Raw genomic sequence first — 17,662 nt, forward strand, 5'->3', positions numbered from 1 at the left:
CCCGCCCCTCGTCTTCCGATCGACTCGGCCACCTCACCAGCGGCACGTCTGCCATAGACGTGCCGCTTTTCGTCGTAGGTATTGATTCGAATGTAGTAGGTGTACTACATTCGTACACATGAGTACTGCACCGAACGGTCAGAAACCACAGGCGGCGTGCGGGGCGACCGAGGTGGCGCGGGGCGTCGATCCGCGTCTCCGGAACGAGCCCCTCGTCCCCCACGACCAGGCCCGGCCATCGGCCGCGCGAGTCTCCTGAGCGCCGGGAGACCCACTCGGATGCCTTCGGAGGACGTGTACAACCGGATCTCGGTGCTGAGAGCCGAGCGCGGGATCTCACGCAAGGATCTGGCGGCCGCGCTGGGGGTCCACTACCAGACGATCGGCTACCTGGAGCGCGGCGAGTACAGCCCCAGCCTGTTCCTCGCCCTGCGCATCGCCGAACACTTCGAGGTGCCGCTGGAAGTCGTCTTCTCCCTCAAGCCGTTCCCGCGGCTCGGCAGCAACTAGTCAGGTGGAGTCATGAACACCCGGAAAAAAGGCAAGCTCCCGACCCGCGTTGAGATCATGCAGCGCGACTACCTGCCCAGCTGGTACGCCACCCGGGGCCGCAGGCGGCTGCTCGCCTCGGCGGTGGTCCTCGCGACATCGCTGCTGTGGGTGGACGCGGCCATCTCCTGGGCCGTTCCCCGGGACGACCGGAGTGCCCTGGCCGGCCTCGCCCTGCTGGCGATCGCGATGGTCGTCTACCTACCGGCCGTCACCCTGCTCAACGTCGCCACCCGCGGTGTCGTCGAGTTGCGCGAGCGCGACCTGGACGAGCGTCAGGTGGGCGAGCGCCTGCGGACGGTCGCCATCGCCCACCGCGTCACGACCGGCATCCTGGTCGCGCTCGCCACCGTCGCCATCGGGGTGGGCATCGCCCGGGGCCGCGACCACTCCCTGCCATGGGACGCGCTCGTCTCCGTGACGATCGCACTGTTCCTGACGCACTTCGTGCTGCCACTGATCATCTCCGGCTGGCGGCTGCCCGACCCGCCGAACGACGACGACTGAACCCGCCCCGGCGCGACGGGAGCCGCTCCGAACCGCTCAGCGCATCGGGGACAGGACCGCCGCGTAGATGTCCGCGCCCCCGGGGTGGTGCACCTCCACGTCGGTGGTGAAGGCCCTCGGCGGGGTTCCTCCCGACTCGGTGTGCTTCCACAGCCGCTGCCACTCCTCGGTCAGCGCGTCCGGCATCGGCCCTCTGGCCTCCAGCTTCAGCGAGGGCACCCCCGGCACCCGTACCGCCACCATGCCCTCGGGCAGCGCCGCGGCACTGCGCACGGCGACCCCGACGATCTGGGTGTAGGCGCCGTTGTGGTCGCTCTCGTAGTCGGTGAGCACGGCGTAGATGTTCTCGTCGACCCGTCCCGGCACGTGCGCGAAGGCTCCGGGGGCCCCCGCCCTCGCCCACAGCGCGCGGAGCCTCCCCCGACCCGGCTCCATCTCGTCGGCGTTCGACGTTCGTACGGCATGGCCTACTACGAGCATCTCGGGCCGATCAACCAGGATCACAGCGCCTCCTCTTGGCCACCCATTATTCACGCAAACCGGATCTTAGCCTCCGCTCCGACCTGCTGGATCCTCTTGGAGAGCATGGAAAGGGGGAACGCTCACCTCTGGCAATTCGCGGGATAAGGTGGAATAACGTGAAATTTCTCAATGAGTCGGTACCGGCCTACGACCTGACCTACAGCGACGTGTTCATGGTCCCGTCGCTCTCCTCCGTCGGCTCACGGCTCGCCGTCGATCTCTCCAGCAGGGACGGCACCGGGACCACCATCCCCGTCGTGGTCGCCAACATGACGGCCGTGGCGGGGAAGCGGATGGCCGAGACCGTCGCGCGCCGGGGCGGCATCACCGTGATCCCGCAGGACATCCCGATCGACGTGGTCGCAGGCGTCGTCGACTGGGTCAAGAAGCGCGACCTGGTCCACGACACACCGCTGACGCTCACCCCGCACGACACCGTCGGCGAGGCGCTCAACCTGCTGCCCAAACGGGCCCACGGCGCGATCATCGTCGTCGACTGGGAGAACCGCCCGGTCGGCGTGGTCACCGAGGGCGACTGTTCCGGCGTGGACATGTACACGCAGCTCTCCCGGGTGATGTCCGACAACCTGCTCACCCTGCCCGCCGGACTCGACCCGCGCGAGGTCTTCGACCGCCTCCACGAGGGCCGCCACCGGCTCGCCCCGGTCGTGGACGGCGACGGCCGGCTGGTCGGCATCCTGACCAGGACCGGCGCGCTGCGCGCCACCCTGTACCAGCCCGCGGTCGACGACTCGGGCAGGCTCCGCGTCGCCGCGGCCGTCGGCGTCAACGGCGACGTGGCCGCCAGGGCCAAGGAGATCCTCGACGCCGGGGTGGACTGCCTGGTGGTGGACACCGCCCACGGCCACCAGGAGAAGATGATCAGCGCCCTGCGGGCGGTCCGCGCGCTCGACCCCGGCGTACCCGTCGCGGCGGGCAACGTCGTCACCGCCGAGGGCGTGCGCGACCTGGTCGACGCGGGAGCCGACATCCTGAAGGTCGGCGTCGGCCCCGGGGCCATGTGCACCACCCGGATGATGACCGGCGTGGGCCGCCCGCAGTTCTCCGCCGTGCTGGAGTGCTCCGCCGAGGCCCGCAGGCTGGGCCGCCACGTGTGGGCCGACGGCGGCGTCCGCCACCCCCGCGACGTGGCCCTGGCCCTGGCCGCCGGGGCGTCCAACGTGATGATCGGCTCCTGGTTCGCCGGTACCTACGAGTCTCCCGGCGACACCCGTACCGCCCCCGACGGGCGCAAGTACAAGGAGAACTTCGGGATGGCCTCGGCCCGCGCGGTGATGCTGCGCACCGCCGAGGACTCCCCCTTCGAGCGGGCCCGCAAGGCACTGTTCGAGGAGGGCATCTCCACCTCCAGGATGTATCTCGACCCGGCCATGCCCAGCGTCGAGGACCAGATCGACGCCATCGTGGCCGGCCTGCGCTCCTCGTGCACCTACGCGGGCGCCTCCACGCTGGAGGAGTTCCACGAGCGCGCGGTGATCGGTGTGCAGAGCGCGTCCGGCTACACCGAGGGCATGCCGCTCCACCAGAGCTGGTAGTTCACCCGCCGGGGTGAGGCGCCGCCGTCCCCGCGGCGCCCACCCCCGTCCCCAGCGGTGATCGCAGTCCCCCGTGGGTCATCACCGTCCGCCCTCGCCGGTGACCGGCACCGGGCTCGCACCGCGCTGCCCCGCCCGGAGTCGCCACACACGACAAGATGCCGATACCGGCAGGCATCCTCCCCCGGTCACGGGGTAGTCCGACCATCGAGTCGTCCCCCACCCCCGAAAGGCGAGCACCCATGAACGAGACGCCCACCGGCCTGGACACGCAGGTCGTGGTGGACCGGAGGGTCCTGGCAGGCTACGACAACTACCTCGCGGCGCAGCGAACCGTGGACGGGCTCTCCGACGCGGGATTTCCCGTCGAGAACGTGGCGATCGTCGGCAGCGACCTGAAACTTGAGGAGACCGTCACCGGCAGGGTGACCAACGGCCGGGCCGCGCTCACCGGAGCGGGCAGCGGCGCGGCCTTCGGCGCCGTGGTCGGAATGTTCCTCGGGCTGTTCACCTCGACCACGCTGTCGTTCATCGTGCTCGTGCTCTGGGCCGCCCTCTGGGGCGCCGTGATGGGCGCCGCGTTCGGGTTCATCAACCACGTCTTCACCGGCGGCAAGCGGGACTTCGCCTCGCGCAGCGCGATCGTCGCCGGCCGCTACGACGTGCTGGTCACAGCCTCGCACCTGGACCACGCCCGCGCCATCCTGGAGTCGTCGCTCCCCGGTCCGGCCGACACCGTCGTCGTGGAGGTCCCGCCGTCGGCCGGCATGTACGACCCCGCCGCCGCGCAGACCACCGCCCCCGGCCACGCCACCCCCGCGCAGCCGCTCACCACGGACCTCCCTCCGCAGCCGACCGCCCCCGGTCTCTCCGGCCGCCCGGTCACCTCCGACCTCCCCCCGCAGCCGGTCACTCCCGACCTCTCCGCGCGCCCGGCCATCTCGACTCCGCCTCCGGCCAGGCCGGTCACCTCCGCCCCGGACGCCCCCGCCCCCACGCCGCCGAGCACCGCGGACCGGCCCGCTCCGGAACAGCCCCGCTCCTGAAACACATCCGGTACGCCCCGGACGCCAGGGGCGTACCGGAGGGCCGCCGGCATCCGCAGGGGCGGCAGAAAAGGCGCGTGGCACATCGTTCTTCGCCCCGGAGGTCCGCCGGGAATCCGAACCTGCCCCCTCCGCTCCCGCTTCTCGCCTCCCTCTGATGAGGTGGGCGACGGCCGATCCCTGACCGTTTCGAACACCGGAACCACAACGGGAACGATTCAACTGCCAGACAAAACCGGCAATCCACTCGCTAAGCATAATGATCCGGATTCCCAGCGAAAGCACTCCAACAAAGCCTGATTTTCCGGTCAACCAGCCCTTTGCCTAAGACGTCTCACAAGCGGCACATTCCCCTTTTTCAGGAGCCCTGCTTGTTGAGACGTTTGCTCGCCGTCGCCGCCCTGGTCGGCAGCGCCATGATCGCGCCGACTGCGGTCGGTGCCGTCCACGCCGCCACCACCACGGTTTCCGCGCCCGTCGCGACCTCGGCTGCCGGATGCACCTACCGGCGCGACGGTCAGGTCTGGCGATGCATCACACCGGGCGCGTTCTGCCCGGCGGCCGCGCACGGCAAATACGGATACGCGAAGGTGACGAACAAGAAATATAGGTGCATAAAGGCCAGCGGGGACATCAGATGGCGATGGAAGCCCGTTCGCTGACCCCGGGCACGAAACTCCGACGAGAACGTGCGACAGAATAGGGCATTTTCCAGATTTGTCGGAAATGCCTGGGCACCTCGCTCTCTTTATCCGGGTGTTCACCGCGTGTGTGAACACCCGGATCGAGGAGAGCCCGGGGCCGGTCAGCCCTTGACGCTGCCGGCGAGCAGGCCACGGACGAAGTAGCGCTGCATCGACAGGAAGACGATCAGCGGGATGACCAGCGAGACGAACGCGCCCGAGGTCAGGCGCTGCCACTCGTTGCCCCTGGTGCCGGCCATCTGCGCCAGCCGTACGGTCATCGGCGCGCTGTCCGGGGTACCGCCGGCGAAGATCAGGGCCACCAGCAGGTCGTTCCAGACCCAGAGGAACTGGAAGATGGCGAAGGTGGCCAGCGCGGGACCGACCAGCGGCAGGACGATCGTGCGCAGCACCTTCCCGTGGCTGGCCCCGTCCACCCTGGCCGCCTCCATGAGCTCGCCGGGGAGCTCGGACATGAAGTTGTGCAGCAGGAAGACGCCCAGCGGCAGCGCGAAGCAGGTGTGGGCGAACCAGACCTGGATGAAGCGGGCCGGCCCCTCCAGGTCCCAGGCGGGCAGCAGTTGGACGCCGAAGACGGCCACGCCCTCGGAGAAGAACGACAGCAGCGGTACGAGTGACATCTGCAGCGGCACGATCTGCAGCGCGAAGATGCCGATGTAGATCCACTCTCGCCCGCGGAACGGCAGCCAGGCCAGCGCGTACGCCGCGAAGGTGGCCAGCGCCAGCGGGAAGAGCACCGACGGGATCGTGATGACCACCGAGTTGATCAGGAAGCTCATCATCTGGCCGGACGACGAGGAGGTGCCGAACAGGACCTGCTGGTAGTTCTCCAGCGTGAGCTGCGGATCGGAGAAGAACGTCCACCAGCCGGTGGTCTTGATCTGGTCCTCCGGCCGCAGCGAGGAGAGCAGCAGGCCGAAGGTCGGGGTGGTCCACAGCACGGCGATGACGATCGCGACGGCACTGGCGACCCGGCCGCTCAGCCGCCGCCGTACACGTTGCGGCGCGTTCTCCGCCCGGGTCCGCACCGCGGTATGGGTCAACGTGGCCACGTGGCCTCCTCCGTCCGGGGCGTGCTCGCGCAGCCTGATCGCCCGGTCACCTCAGGGCCTCCCTGCGCTGGCGGATCTGGTAGATCACGATTGGGGTGACCAGTACGAACAGGAAGACCGCGAGGGCCGCGCCCTTGCCCGTCTCGCCGTACCTGAAGGCCTGGTTGTACATCTCGTTGGCGATGACGCTGGTGTCGAACTGGCCGCCGGTCATGGTCCGGACGATGTCGAACAGCTTGAGCGTGCCGATCGACTGGGTGACCATCACGACCACGATGGCCGAGCGGATGGACGGCAGCGTCACCCTGAAGAACATCTGCAGCGGGGTCGCCCCGTCCAGCTTGGCGGCCTCGATGATCTCAGCGGGGATGCCCTTGATGGCCGCCGAGAGCACCACGGTGGCGAAGCCCGCCTGGATCCAGACCATGACCACGATCAGGAAGAGCGTGTTGAGCGGGGGTTCCTGGAGCCACTGCTGCGGCTCGCCGCCGACGGCGACCACGAGCTGGTTGAGCAGGCCGATCTGGTCCTGTTCCTCGGCGCGGTAGGCATAGACGAAGCGCCAGATGATGCCCGCGCCGACGAAGGAGATCGCCATCGGCAGGAAGACCAGCGACTTGGCGAGCGACTCGAAGCGGGTGCGGTCCACCAGGACGGCGTAGACCAGGCCGATCGCGGTCACCAGCAGCGGGACGAGCAGCACCCAGATGAGGGTGTTGCGCAGTACGGTCACCGCTTCCGGCTGGGTGAACATCCAGCCGTAGTTGTCCATGCCCACCCACTGCTTGCCGTCACCGCTCATGAACGACAGCAGGGTGGTCCTCACGGCCGGAACGACCAGGCCGATGGTGAGAAGCAGGACTGCGGGCAGCAGCAGGATGGTGGCGTGGGTCCAGGCGCGCCGTCGCATCGGGGCGCGGTCGACCAGCACCAGTATCACCGCGACCACCACGAGGAACGCGGCGACGCCGATCAGCAGTTGGACGAGTTTGGGCAGTTCGGCGGCGAAGTCGAAGTCCATCGGAGGATCTCCCGGGAGGATCGGGCCGGGGGGAACGACGGTCCGGTCCCGCATCACGCGGGACCGGACCTATCGATTTATGTCAGGACTTGGGCCAGGAGGCCTCGATGTAGTCGAGGACCGTCTTGGTGTCCTTGCCGTTGATCCAGTCGGTCATGCCCTTCCAGAACGTGCCCGCGCCCACCGCGGCCGGCATCAGGTCCGAGCCGTCGAAGCGGAAGATCGTGCTCGGGTCCTGCAGCATCTCCATGGAGAGCTTGTCGATCGGGTTCTGGGCGTTGGCCGGGTCGACGCCCTTGCGGGCGGTGACATAGGTGCCCAGCTTCATCCGGGCGGCGGGGAACTCCGCGGAGGCGAGGTAGGCCTGGACGGTCTGGACCTCGGGACGGTCGGCGAAGGCCGCCACGAACTCGCCCGCGCCGAGCACCGGCTTCTTGGCCGGGTCGTTGCCCGGCAGGTAGAAGGCGAACACGTCGCCGTCCTCGGCGACCTTGGTGCCCTCGGGCCAGAAGTTGGCGTAGAAGGACGCCTGGCGGTGCAGGGCGCACTTGCCCTCGGTGATCGGGACGCCGCCCTCCTGGAAGGCGGTGCTGGCGATCGACTTGACCGGGCCGTAGCCGCCGTTGACGAACTTGTCGTTCTTGAGGATCGCGCCGACCTTGTCCACCGCCGCGACGACCTTGGGGTCGTTGAACGGCAGTTTGTGGCTCACCCAGTCGTCGTAGCCCTCGGGGCCGATCTCCCGGAGCAGGATGTCCTCGATCCAGTCGGTGGCCGGCCAGCCGGTCGCGTCACCGGACTCGATGCCCGCGCACCACGGCTTGATGCCGGTGCCGGCGATCGTGGTGCTGAGCGTCATGAGCTCGTCCCAGGTCTTGGGGACGGCCCAGCCCTTCTCGGTGAACATCTTCGGCGAGTACCACACGAAGGACTTCACGCTGGCGCCCAGCGGGGCGCCGTAGAAGGTGCCGTCGACCGTGGAGTACTTGGCCCAGTCCGCAGACCAGCCCTCGCCGGTGAGCTTCTTGACCTCTTCGGAGGCGGGCTTGAGCTTGCCGGCCTTGGCGAAGCGCTCCAGCAGTCCCGGCTGGGGGAAGAAGGCGATGTCGGGGGGGTTGCCGCCGTCCGCGCGGACCTGGATCTGGGCCTCGAACTCGCCGGTGCCCTCGTATGTGATCTTGATGCCGGTGCACTGGGCGAACGGCTTCCACGCCTGCTCGAAGAGGTCGGCCTCCGCGTCGCGGATCGGCGAGTAGATGCTGACGGTCTTGCCCTCGTGCTTACCGTACTGGCTGAAGGCGGCGCATTCGGGGGACGTGCTGCTGCCGCCGCCCGCCGATGGCTTGGCCTCCGTGGATCCGCATGCGGTGGCGACCAGCGCCAGCCCTATGGTGCCCGCCACCAGGACGGCACGATTAGGCCGAGAGAGGAGCGACATGGACCTTCCTCCATATGTACATTGCCGGGGAGTGAGAGAGCGCTCTCTGGAAGAATTGTCCGCACACCACTCAATGTCAAGAACTGTGATATTACGGTTACAGTCTCATTTTTCTTGACACGATCCGTGCGCTACCGTGATGCTCGTGAGAGCGCTCTCACGGAACAGCCACACAGAATGGGACGGTGAGGACATGACCATGTCCGCCGAAAAGTCCTACCACCTTCGGGACTCCGGCGTGCTGAGGTTTCCCGAGGGCTTCGTCTGGGGTGCCGCGACCGCGGCCTACCAGATCGAGGGCGCCGCCCGGGACGACGGCAGGGGGCCCTCGATCTGGGACACCTTCTCCCGGACCCCTAGCAAGGTCTACTCGGGCCACACCGGTGACGTCGCATGCGACCACTACCACCGCTATCCCGAGGACGTCGCCATCATGCGCGACCTCGGCCTCGCGGCCTACCGCTTCTCCATCTCCTGGCCCCGCCTGCAGCCCGACGGCTCGGGCCCGGTGAACCCGCGCGGTCTGGACTTCTACGACCGCCTGGTCGACGAACTCCTCGGCGCGGGCATCACCCCGATCGTGACGCTCTACCACTGGGACCTGCCGCAGACCCTGGAGGATCTCGGTGGCTGGACCAGCAGGGAGACCGCCGCGCACTTCGCCGACTACGCCGCGATCGCGCACGGCCGGCTGGGTGACCGGGTCGAGACCTGGACCACCCTGAACGAGCCCTGGTGCTCGGCCTTCCTCGGCTACGCCTCGGGCATCCACGCTCCCGGCCTCGCCGATCCCGCGCTGGGCTTCGCCGCCACCCACCACCTGCTGCTCGGCCACGGCCTGGCCGTCCAGGCACTGCGTGCCTCGGGCGCCACCAAGGTCGGCATCACGCTCAACCTCGCCCCCGTGCTCGGCGACGACGTCGCGGCGACCGAGCTCGTCGACGGCCTGCAGAACCGGATCTTCCTGGACCCGGTGCTCCGCGGCGAGTACCCCGCCGACGTCGTGGAGCGGGCCCGCCGTTTCACCGACTGGTCCTTCGTGCGGGACGGGGATCTGGAGACCATCAGCCAGCCGATCGACCTGCTGGGCGTGAACTACTACCACCCGCAGACCGTGGCCGCCCGCACCGGTGAGCCCGCCAACCCCGTCTACCCGGGCAGCGAGGGCATCGCCTTCGGCCTCGCCGACGCGCCGAAGACCGCGATGGGCTGGCCGGTCCAGCCGTTCGGCCTGACCGATCTGCTCCTGCGGCTCTCGCGCGACTATCCGGGCACCCCACTGATCATCACCGAGAACGGCGCCGCCTACGACGACGTCGTCGAGGATGGCGAGGTGCACGACGTCGGCCGCCTCTCCTATCTCGACGGGCACCTGCGCGCGGCGCACGCGGCCATCGAGGGTGGTGCGGACCTACGCGGTTACCTCGTCTGGTCCCTGCTGGACAACTTCGAGTGGGCCGAAGGCTACCGCAAACGCTTTGGCGTCGTACATGTCGATTACGGAACCCAACGCCGTACCCCCAAAGACAGTGCCCTGTGGTACAGCAAGGTAGTACGCCGGAACGGACTGTGAGGGCCCGTCCAACCCTGGAGAAGGTGGCCGCCCGGGCCGGTGTGTCCCGGGCGACCGCCTCACGCGTGGTCAACGGCTCCACGCGCGTGGCGCCGGAGATCCGCGAGGCGGTCAACCGTGCCGTGGACGAGCTGGGCTACGTGCCCAACCAGGCGGCGCGGAGCCTGGTCACCCAACGGGCCGACTCGATCGCCCTCGTCTTCCCCGAACCGGCCACCCGGGTCTTCTCCGAGGATCCCACCTTCTCCGGGATCATCCGGGGGGTCAGCATGGAGATCGAGGAGGCCGACAAGCAGCTCGTGCTGATGCTCACCGGCCTGGCCGGCGGTTACCAGCGGGTCGAGCGCTACGCCACCAACGGCCACGTGGACGGCGTGATCATCGCCTCGATGCACGGAACCGACCCGCTGCCCGGCATCCTCGCCAGGCGCGGCGTGCCGGTGGTGTGCAGCGGCCGGCCCAGCGTGCCCAGCAGCCTGCCGTACGTGGACATGGACAACGTCGGCGGCGCCGAGCGTGCGGTGCGGCACCTGGTGGAGCAGGGGCGCCGCCGGATCGCGACCATCGCGGGACCGCAGGACATGATCGCCGGGATCGACCGGCTCAACGGCTACCGTGCCGTGCTCCACGACTCCGACCGCCGCTCCATCGTCGCGGTCGGCGACTTCACCCGCGAGTCGGGTACGTCGGCGATGCGGCAGCTGCTCGCCGACGACCCGGAGCTCGACGCGGTGTTCGTGGCCAACGACCTGATGGCACTGGGCGCGCTTACGGCCCTGCGCCAGGCGGGGCGGCAGGTCCCCGGCGACGTCGCGGTGGTCGGCTTCGACGACATCCCCGCCGCGTCCTACACCGAGCCCCCGCTGACCACGGTCAGGCAGCCGACCGTCGAGATGGGGCGGAGGCTCGCCCGCATGGTGCTCGACCTGGAGGAGAAGGCACAGGTGATGCTCCCCACCGAGCTGATCGTCCGGGGATCTACGACGACGCCCTGACGACCAGTTCGGTGGAGACGATCACGGTTTCGGCGGGCCCCCCGTCGAGGAGGCCGAGCAGGAGACGGACCATGGCCGCGGCCTGCTCGGCGTGCGGGGTGTGGATGGTCGTGAGCGGCGGGTCGGTGTAGCGGGCGGCCTCTATGTCGTCGTAGCCGACGATCGCGACGTCGCCGGGGATCTGCCGCCCCGCCTGGCGGAGCGCGTGCATGGCGCCGATCGCCATCAGGTCGTTGGCGGCGAAGACCGCGTCGAGCTCCGGGTCGTCGGCGAGCAGCTGCCGCATCGCGACCGCCCCGGACTCCCGGGTGAAGTCGCCGACCGCGATGATCGAGCGGCGGTCGGAGTCGCGGAGCACCTCGCGGTACCCGGTCAGCCGGTCCTGGCCGCCGATCATGTCCAGCGGTCCCGCGATGGTCGCGATGCGCCGCCTGCCCCGCTCCAGCAGGTGCCGCACGGCGGTGGCGGCGCCGGCGACGTTGTCGTTGTCGACGTACGGCATCGCGACCGGCACGGCCGGCCTGCCGTAGGAGACGACCGGGACGCGCAGCCGGGTGAGCGCGACCGGCAGCGGGTCGGCGCCGTGGCTCGACACGAGCATGACGCCGTCGACGTGACCGCCGGCTATGTAGTTCTCCACCCGGGCGTGGCTCTCCGGCGACCCGGCCAGCAGCAGCACGACCTGCTTGTTGACGGCCTCCAGCTCCAGGCTGGCCGAGCGGATGACCGTGGAGAACATCGGATCGTCGGAGAACACCCGGTTCGGCGACTCCGAGACGACCAGCGCGACCGAGTTGGTCCGCTGGGTCGCCAGGTTCCTCGCCGCCCCGTTGGGGACGTAGCCGAGCTCGTTCACCGCGCGCATGACCAGTTCTCGGATGTCGGCGGTGACCGTGGTCTGGCCGTTCACCACCCGGGAGACGGTCGACCGGGAGACCCCGGCACGGGCGGCGACCGCCTCCAGGGTGGGTCGTTTCATCGTGTTCCCCTACAGTCCGTTGCGCGCGATGACCTCGCGATACCAGAGCGCGCTGTCCTTGAGCAGGCGCCGCTGGGTGGCGAAGTCGACATGTACGATCCCGAATCTCCGCCGGTACCCCTCGGCCCATTCGAAATTATCCAGCAGCGACCAGACCAGGTAACCACGCACGTCCGCCCCGTCCGCGATCGCGGCGTGCACGGCGCGCAGGTGACCGTCCAGATAGTCGGCCCTGCGCGCGTCGTGGACGCGGCCGTCCTCCACGACGTCGTCGAATGCCGCGCCGTTCTCGGTGATGATCAGGCCGACCTCCGGGTAGTCGTCGGAGAGCCGCACCAGCAGGCGGGAGAGCCCGTTCGGCACGATCGGCCAGCCCATCGCGGTGGCCGGCACGCCGTCCGCCGGGCAGAACCTGATGTCCTCGCTACCCGGCCACGCCGCGTCGGCCGCCTGGCCGGGACCCGACTCCACCACGCATGGGTTGTAGTAGTTGATACCCAGCAGGTCGATCGGCTGGTTGATAATCGCCAGGTCGCCGTCCCGGATGTGGTCGACGCCACCGTTGCGCCCGACGATGTCGAGGAACTCGGCGGGATACTCCCCGCGTACCGCAGGGTCGATGAACTGCCTGGTCAGCAGGGTGTCGATCCGGCCGACCGCCTCCGCGTCCGCCGCTGAGGGCGCGGCCCCCGGATCGGCCACCTGGGCCGGGGTGATCACCGGTGACAGGTTGAGGACCAGCGAGATCTCCCGCGCGCCCGCCTCGCGGAGCGCCCGTGCCGCCAGCCCGTGTCCCAGCAGCATGTGGTGGGCCGCGCGGAAGGCCGCCGCGGGGTCGGTCCTGCCAGGCGCGTGCACCCCGTTGCCGTAGCCGAGGAAGGCCGCCACCCACGGCTCGTTGAGGGTCGTCCAGTTGTGGACGCGATCCCCCAGCCGCGCGTACACGGCCGCCGCGTACTCGGCGAACCGGTAGGCGGTGTCGCGCTCGGGCCAGCCCCCCGCGTCCTCCAGCGCCTGCGGAAGATCCCAGTGGTAGAGGGTGACGTACGGCGTGATGCCCGCCTCCAGCAGCCGGTCCACCAGGCGGCTGTAGAAGTCGAGGCCCCGCGCGTTGACAGGGCCGCTCCCGTGCGGCTGGACCCTGGGCCAGGCCACCGAGAACCGGTACGCCGCCAGGCCCAGCTCGCTCATCAGCGAGACGTCGTCGGCGTGACGGAAGTAGTGGTCGCACGCCACGTCGCCGGTGTCGCCTCCGGCGACCTTGCCCGGGGTACGCGAGAAGGTGTCCCAGATCGAGGGCTCGCGGCCGTCCTCGCGCACGGCCCCCTCGATCTGGTAGGACGCGGTGGCCGCGCCCCAGACGAAACCGGTGGGGAAGTCCGCACGCCCTTCCGTAAGGGTGGCCCCCCGAGTGCCGACGACGGTCATCCCTTCACCGCTCCCTGCATGATTCCTCCGATGATCTGTTTACCGAGAAGAGCGAACACCAGCATCAGCGGCAGGGTGCCGAGCGTGGTGCCCGCCAGGCCGAGCACGTAGTCGTTGACGTATCCGCTGGCCAGCGTGGACAGGGCGACCTGCACCGTCGGATCCTCCGGGGTCAGCACGACCAGCGGCCAGAAGTAGTCGTTCCAGACCGACATGAAGGTGAGCATGCCCAGCACCGCCGCCGCCGGGCGGGCGGTCGGAAGCACGACGTGCCAGAACAGGCCCCAGGTGCTGCAGCCGTCGACCCGGCCGGCCTCGAGCAGCTCGGTCGGCAGCGCCCGGGAGAGGTACTGGGTCATGAAGAACACGCCGAACGCGTTGACGAGCGCGGGCACGATCAGCGCGTACATGGTGCCGGTCCACTCCAGCTTCACCATCAGCATGTACAGCGGGATGATGCCGAGCTGGGTCGGCACCATCATGGTCGCCACGGTGAGCAGGAGCAGGGCGTTGCGGCCGCGGAAGCGCAGCTTGGCGAAGGCGAACCCGGCCAGCGTGGAGAAGAACATCACCGCGATCGCGACGGAGCCGGAGACCAGGACGGAGTTGACCATCGCCAGGGCGAAGGGGACGGTGTCGAAGACGCGGGCGACGTTGGCGAAGAAGTTGCCGCCGGGCAGCAGCGGCGGTGGGACGTCGGCCAGGGCCGCGTTGTCGCGTGAGGCCACCACGATGCTGTAGTAGAGCGGCAGCATGGAGAAGAACGCCACCGCCGCCAGCGTGAGATAGGTGAGCCTGCGGGCGGCCGTGGAGCGCCGGGCTCCGGAGACGGCGGTACGGGCGCTCACGTCAACCCTCCCTTCGCGCGGCGGGTGATCAGGTAGTTGACGCCGGCGACCAGGACGATGAAGACGAACATCATCCAGGAGATGGCCGAGGCGTAGCCGAAGTCGAGCTTGGTGAAGTTCTCGTAGATGAACAGCGAGAGCGTCTGGTACTGCCGGTCCACCCCTCCGGTGATGAGGTAGGAGCCGAACAGCAGCGGCTCAGCGAGAATCTGCATGGCACCGATCGTCGAGGTGATCACGACGAAGACGATCGTGGGCCTGATCATCGGGATGGTGATCCTGCGGAGCTGGGTCATGTCGCTCGCGCCGTCGAGGGTGGCCGCCTCGTACAGCTCACGCGGCACGGCCTGCATGGCCGCCAAGAAGATCAGCGCGTTGTAGCCCGTCCACCGCCACATGATCATGATGGAGATGGCGACGTGGGAGCTCAGCACGCCCTCGTTCCAGGCGACACCATCGACGCCGAACAGCGACAGCGTCCAGTTGATCATGCCGAAGTCGCGGCCGAAGAGCTGGCTGAAGATGACCACCACCGCGACCACGCTGGTCACGTTGGGCAGCAGCAACGTGACGCGGAAGAAGGTCTGCGCCCGCAGCGGCCGGTTCAGCAGGTGGGCCAGCCAGATGGCCAGCAGCAACTGCGGAACCGTGGACAGCACCCCGATGGACAGGGTGTTGAAGGTGGCGTTCCAGAAGTAGTCGTCGGCGAGCAGCGTCCTGAAGTTCTCCAGGCCGACGAAGGGCTGTTCGTCCCGGAGCAGCGTCCACTCGTGCAGGCTCACCCAGGCGGTGTAGGCCAGGGGGAACAGCCCGAAGGCGGAGAACAGCAGGAAGAACGGGGCCACATACGCGTAAGGCGAGCCTTTGACGTCGAGCTGGTGAACCAGGTGGCGTTGGAGGCGGCGGCGACGAGGTCCCGTCGGCTTGCCCGGTGGGACCGCCGCCAGGCGATCGGGTGCCCGAGTGGCCATGGCAGCTCCTTTCGATGATTCGCTGGGGAAGACAGGCGTGCGGCTCAGGTGGACGACAAGCAGGTGGCCGACCGGTGCGAGACCAGTCGGCCGAAGGGGCGGCTACTTGATCCTGCTGACGTCCTCAAGCGCCTGCTTCCAGGCTTCCTCGGGGTTCTGCTTGCCCTGGTCGACCCGCTGAAGACCGTTGCCGATCGCCTGCAGGACGTCACCGCCCTTGGGACCGACGGGCTGCGGCTTGAGCGCCTTGGCGGCGTCGGTGAAGATCTTGCCGATCGGCGCGTTGCCGAAGTACGGGTTGACGTACTCAGACACCGCCGGGTCGTCGTACAGTGCGGGCAGCGAGGGCAGCGCGCTGGCCTCCTTGAAGAGCTTGATCTGGCTCTCCTTGCTGGTCAACAGGTTGATCAGTTCCGCGGCCTCCTTGGGGTGCTTGCCCTGCTTGGGCAGCATCAGGTGGGTGCCGCCCTGGTTGCCGCCGCCGCCGGGCACCGCGGCGATGTCCCAGGTGCCCTCACCGGGCTTCTGGTCCTTGATCGTGCCGGTCTTCCAGGCCGGGCAGACCATGGTGGCGAAGGTGCCCTTGGCGATTCCGGTGTTCCACGGCGGCGAGAAGGCGGCGAGGTTGGCGGAGAGACCGTTGTCGATCATCTGTACGCCCGCGTCGAACGCCTTGCGCACCTCGGGGTTGGTGGCGGCGACGATGTTGTACTGGTCGTCGTAGAAACCGACGGGGGCCTGCTCGACCATGGCGCGGAAATGCTCACCGGGACCGTCGGTGAACTTGGCGCCCGCCACCTTGGCCGCGACGAACTTCTTGCCGGTCTCGATGTAGCCATCCCAGGTCGGCCAGAGCGCCGACACCTCGTCACGGTCGGTTGGCAGGCCGGCCTTCTTGAACAGGTCGGGGCGATAGCACATGGCCAGGCCGCCGACGTCGGTGCCCAGTCCCATGAGCGAGGAGCCGTCGTTGGAGACGCCCAGCTTCCACTTCCAGTCGAGGTACTCGCTCTGGCGCGAGTCCAGGCCGTAGTCCTTGAGGTTGTAGAACTTGTCGGGCACCGGCGTGAAGGAGGCGATGTAGCCGCCCTCGACCGCGACCACGTCCGCGGCGCCCGCGCCGGTGGTGAGCTGCGTGATGAGGTTGGTGTGGTGGTCGTTGAACTGCGCGCGGCGCTCCACGATCTCCACGTTGGGGTGGGTCTTCTTGAACTCCTCGTACAGCGGCGCGAAGTGGAAGTCGCTGAACAGCCCGACGGTCAGCTTGATCTTCTCGGCCGGCTGGGAGGCCGCCCCACCGTCTGCGGTGGTACCGCCGCCGTCGCCGCCGCCGCAGGCGGTGAGGCCCAGGGCCAGGGCGGAGACGGCGACCATCGGGGCGAGGAACCGGTGGCGTGACTTACGCATGGAACCCTCCTAGGGTCCTCATAAATGATCATGGAGAGAGCGCTCCCTGAGCAGATTGATACCAACGGGGTTGCGTGTCAACGGCCCCCCGAACGCCGACCTGCGTCCCGAAGTCGGCTTTTCTTGGAGAGCGCTCTCCCAGACTTTGGGGCGTTTTCCCAGGTCAAGCATGTTTAAGAGTTAGATTTAGCAGTGGATGGAGCGCTCCCACAATAAAAGGTCACATTAAGGTCGCGTTTCCATCGTGTTCCCCGATGCTGCTCCACACCCTTGACACTCCTCGCGAGCCGGGTCACTCTCTCAACCAGAGAGCGCTCCCCAGTGACTCTCAACAGGGCTCCACCCGTCGCCGGCCACCCGCGGCGTGGATGCCGCCGACTGTGGACCAGGTGGCCCAGGTGGCCCGACGACTCGTCCCGCGGTCGGGTCCCAGCATGCCCACGCGCGCCGTTACTCCGGTGGTGAATCCCGTGCGCCTCGCCTCCCCGCCCGCTCCACGATCCTTTCCCGAAGGACGACGCGGGAGCCATCCCGTCCCCGTGGCTCTCGTGGCGGCGCCGGACCCCGTAGAGTCGTCCGGCCGGTCGGAAATCGACCGGCGCGTATCCAACCAAGGAGAACCACGTGGCACTGGAGAAGCCGGAGATCGACTTTCCGGAAGGCGCCCCGCCCTCGGAGCTGGAGATCGTCGACATCGTCGTAGGGGACGGCCCGGAGGCCAAGCCGGGGCACCAGGTCACCGTGCACTACGTCGGCGTGGCCTTCTCGACGGGCGAGGAGTTCGACGCGTCGTGGAACCGCGGCGACGCCTTCCAGTTCCCGCTGGGCGGGGGCCGGGTCATCGCGGGCTGGGACCAGGGCGTCGCGGGCATGAAGGTCGGCGGCCGTCGCCGTCTCACCATCCCGCCGCACCTCGGCTACGGCAACGCCGGTGCGGGTAACCGCATCAAGCCCGGCGAGACGCTCATCTTCGTCGTGGACCTGCTCGGCGTGAGCTGACGCCCAGGAGACGGGACAGCACCGGTGGGCGGGCCGCCCCGTCACCGAAGAACTTCGGTGACGGGGC

18 protein-coding genes are annotated in these 17,662 nt (G+C 68.7%); 9 read left to right on the plus strand and 9 right to left on the minus strand.

All coding sequences use genetic code 11. The features are described from left to right. Positions 1-118 precede the first annotated feature (118 nt). From ABZU75_RS25395 to ABZU75_RS25405, 3 genes are read left to right on the plus strand one after another with little or no spacing between them, the layout of a single operon-like run. Entirely contained in the window at positions 119-259 is a 141-nt protein-coding gene (locus ABZU75_RS25395; RefSeq protein ID WP_355558893.1) for a hypothetical protein, read from the plus strand. A 20-nt stretch (positions 260-279) separates the two neighbouring features. Beyond that, positions 280-510, plus strand: a complete 231-nt coding sequence (locus ABZU75_RS25400) for a helix-turn-helix transcriptional regulator (RefSeq protein WP_350925919.1) — start codon at positions 280-282, stop codon at positions 508-510. A gap of 12 nt (positions 511-522) precedes the next feature. Next, positions 523-1,056, plus strand: coding sequence for a hypothetical protein (locus tag ABZU75_RS25405; RefSeq protein ID WP_355558896.1), 534 nt, complete (start codon positions 523-525; stop codon positions 1,054-1,056). 36 nt (positions 1,057-1,092) lie between these two features. On the opposite strand, the gene ABZU75_RS25410 is transcribed toward ABZU75_RS25405, so the two are convergent. Next, positions 1,093-1,560, minus strand: coding sequence for an effector binding domain-containing protein (locus ABZU75_RS25410; protein WP_350925923.1), 468 nt, complete (start codon positions 1,558-1,560; stop codon positions 1,093-1,095). Positions 1,561-1,694: 134 nt separating this feature from the next. On the opposite strand from ABZU75_RS25410, the gene ABZU75_RS25415 reads away from it, so the two are divergent. The 3 genes from ABZU75_RS25415 to ABZU75_RS25425 all read left to right on the plus strand — a co-directional run bounded on the left by ABZU75_RS25415 (position 1,695) and on the right by ABZU75_RS25425 (position 4,842). Next, positions 1,695-3,134 (plus strand): GuaB1 family IMP dehydrogenase-related protein, encoded by a 1,440-nt coding sequence (locus ABZU75_RS25415; protein ID WP_350964206.1) that lies wholly within the window; start codon positions 1,695-1,697, stop codon positions 3,132-3,134. Positions 3,135-3,376: 242 nt separating this feature from the next. Next, a complete protein-coding gene (locus ABZU75_RS25420) occupies positions 3,377-4,180 on the plus strand; it encodes a general stress protein (RefSeq protein ID WP_355558901.1) in 804 nt (267 codons plus the stop codon). Between the two features lie 374 nt (positions 4,181-4,554). Next, entirely contained in the window at positions 4,555-4,842 is a 288-nt protein-coding gene (locus ABZU75_RS25425) for a hypothetical protein (RefSeq protein ID WP_355558904.1), read from the plus strand. 143 nt (positions 4,843-4,985) lie between these two features. Here the strand turns inward: ABZU75_RS25425 and ABZU75_RS25430 are convergent, their stop codons facing one another. From ABZU75_RS25430 to ABZU75_RS25440, 3 genes are all read right to left on the minus strand, one after another. Then, positions 4,986-5,936: a carbohydrate ABC transporter permease gene (locus tag ABZU75_RS25430; protein WP_355558907.1), complete on the minus strand. Its 951-nt coding sequence runs from the start codon at positions 5,934-5,936 to the stop codon at positions 4,986-4,988. 46 nt (positions 5,937-5,982) lie between these two features. After that, complete coding sequence (locus ABZU75_RS25435) at positions 5,983-6,957, minus strand: sugar ABC transporter permease (protein ID WP_355558910.1); 975 nt, start codon at positions 6,955-6,957, stop codon at positions 5,983-5,985. Positions 6,958-7,039: 82 nt separating this feature from the next. Further along, positions 7,040-8,395, minus strand: a complete 1,356-nt coding sequence (locus ABZU75_RS25440) for an ABC transporter substrate-binding protein (RefSeq protein ID WP_355558913.1) — start codon at positions 8,393-8,395, stop codon at positions 7,040-7,042. 193 nt (positions 8,396-8,588) lie between these two features. Between ABZU75_RS25440 and ABZU75_RS25445 the strand changes: the two genes are divergently transcribed. Together ABZU75_RS25445 and ABZU75_RS25450 are read left to right on the plus strand one after the other, a co-directional pair. Next, positions 8,589-9,968: a GH1 family beta-glucosidase gene (locus tag ABZU75_RS25445; RefSeq protein WP_355558916.1), complete on the plus strand. Its 1,380-nt coding sequence runs from the start codon at positions 8,589-8,591 to the stop codon at positions 9,966-9,968. Next, complete coding sequence (locus ABZU75_RS25450; RefSeq protein WP_355558919.1) at positions 9,965-10,963, plus strand: LacI family DNA-binding transcriptional regulator; 999 nt, start codon at positions 9,965-9,967, stop codon at positions 10,961-10,963. The genes ABZU75_RS25445 and ABZU75_RS25450 overlap by 4 nt, the downstream gene beginning before the upstream one ends. Here ABZU75_RS25450 and ABZU75_RS25455 read toward each other — a convergent pair. The 5 genes from ABZU75_RS25455 to ABZU75_RS25475 form a co-directional block, all read right to left on the minus strand. Beyond that, a complete protein-coding gene (locus tag ABZU75_RS25455; protein WP_355558922.1) occupies positions 10,947-11,942 on the minus strand; it encodes a LacI family DNA-binding transcriptional regulator in 996 nt (331 codons plus the stop codon). The two genes, ABZU75_RS25450 and ABZU75_RS25455, sit on opposite strands and share 17 nt — an antisense overlap. 9 nt (positions 11,943-11,951) lie before the next feature. Then, entirely contained in the window at positions 11,952-13,370 is a 1,419-nt protein-coding gene (locus ABZU75_RS25460) for a GH1 family beta-glucosidase (RefSeq protein WP_355558925.1), read from the minus strand. Further along, complete coding sequence (locus tag ABZU75_RS25465; RefSeq protein ID WP_350964185.1) at positions 13,367-14,218, minus strand: carbohydrate ABC transporter permease; 852 nt, start codon at positions 14,216-14,218, stop codon at positions 13,367-13,369. Before ABZU75_RS25465 ends, ABZU75_RS25460 begins: the two co-directional genes overlap by 4 nt. Beyond that, the gene (locus tag ABZU75_RS25470; protein ID WP_355558928.1) at positions 14,215-15,189 is read right to left on the minus strand and encodes a sugar ABC transporter permease; all 975 of its coding nucleotides are present in this window, start codon (positions 15,187-15,189) and stop codon (positions 14,215-14,217) included. The genes ABZU75_RS25465 and ABZU75_RS25470 overlap by 4 nt, the downstream gene beginning before the upstream one ends. 102 nt (positions 15,190-15,291) lie before the next feature. After that, positions 15,292-16,596, minus strand: a complete 1,305-nt coding sequence (locus ABZU75_RS25475; protein ID WP_355558931.1) for an extracellular solute-binding protein — start codon at positions 16,594-16,596, stop codon at positions 15,292-15,294. A gap of 624 nt (positions 16,597-17,220) precedes the next feature. On the opposite strand from ABZU75_RS25475, the gene ABZU75_RS25480 reads away from it, so the two are divergent. After that, the gene (locus tag ABZU75_RS25480) at positions 17,221-17,595 is read left to right on the plus strand and encodes an FKBP-type peptidyl-prolyl cis-trans isomerase (RefSeq protein WP_343980220.1); all 375 of its coding nucleotides are present in this window, start codon (positions 17,221-17,223) and stop codon (positions 17,593-17,595) included. Positions 17,596-17,662 lie beyond the last annotated feature (67 nt).

This window comes from Streptosporangium sp. NPDC005286 (assembly GCF_040607515.1).
In the GTDB taxonomy this organism is placed as follows: domain Bacteria; phylum Actinomycetota; class Actinomycetes; order Streptosporangiales; family Streptosporangiaceae; genus Streptosporangium.

Coding starts and splice junctions, on each gene's coding strand:
- ABZU75_RS25435 (WP_355558910.1), bottom strand. CDS start 6,957: ATGGACTTCGACTTCGCCGCCGAACTGCCCAAACTCGTCCAACTGCTG.
- ABZU75_RS25395 (WP_355558893.1), top strand. CDS start 119: ATGAGTACTGCACCGAACGGTCAGAAACCACAGGCGGCGTGCGGGGCG.
- ABZU75_RS25470 (WP_355558928.1), bottom strand. CDS start 15,189: ATGGCCACTCGGGCACCCGATCGCCTGGCGGCGGTCCCACCGGGCAAG.
- ABZU75_RS25455 (WP_355558922.1), bottom strand. CDS start 11,942: ATGAAACGACCCACCCTGGAGGCGGTCGCCGCCCGTGCCGGGGTCTCC.
- ABZU75_RS25475 (WP_355558931.1), bottom strand. CDS start 16,596: ATGCGTAAGTCACGCCACCGGTTCCTCGCCCCGATGGTCGCCGTCTCC.
- ABZU75_RS25440 (WP_355558913.1), bottom strand. CDS start 8,395: ATGTCGCTCCTCTCTCGGCCTAATCGTGCCGTCCTGGTGGCGGGCACC.
- ABZU75_RS25400 (WP_350925919.1), top strand. CDS start 280: ATGCCTTCGGAGGACGTGTACAACCGGATCTCGGTGCTGAGAGCCGAG.
- ABZU75_RS25405 (WP_355558896.1), top strand. CDS start 523: ATGAACACCCGGAAAAAAGGCAAGCTCCCGACCCGCGTTGAGATCATG.
- ABZU75_RS25445 (WP_355558916.1), top strand. CDS start 8,589: ATGACCATGTCCGCCGAAAAGTCCTACCACCTTCGGGACTCCGGCGTG.
- ABZU75_RS25420 (WP_355558901.1), top strand. CDS start 3,377: ATGAACGAGACGCCCACCGGCCTGGACACGCAGGTCGTGGTGGACCGG.
- ABZU75_RS25460 (WP_355558925.1), bottom strand. CDS start 13,370: ATGACCGTCGTCGGCACTCGGGGGGCCACCCTTACGGAAGGGCGTGCG.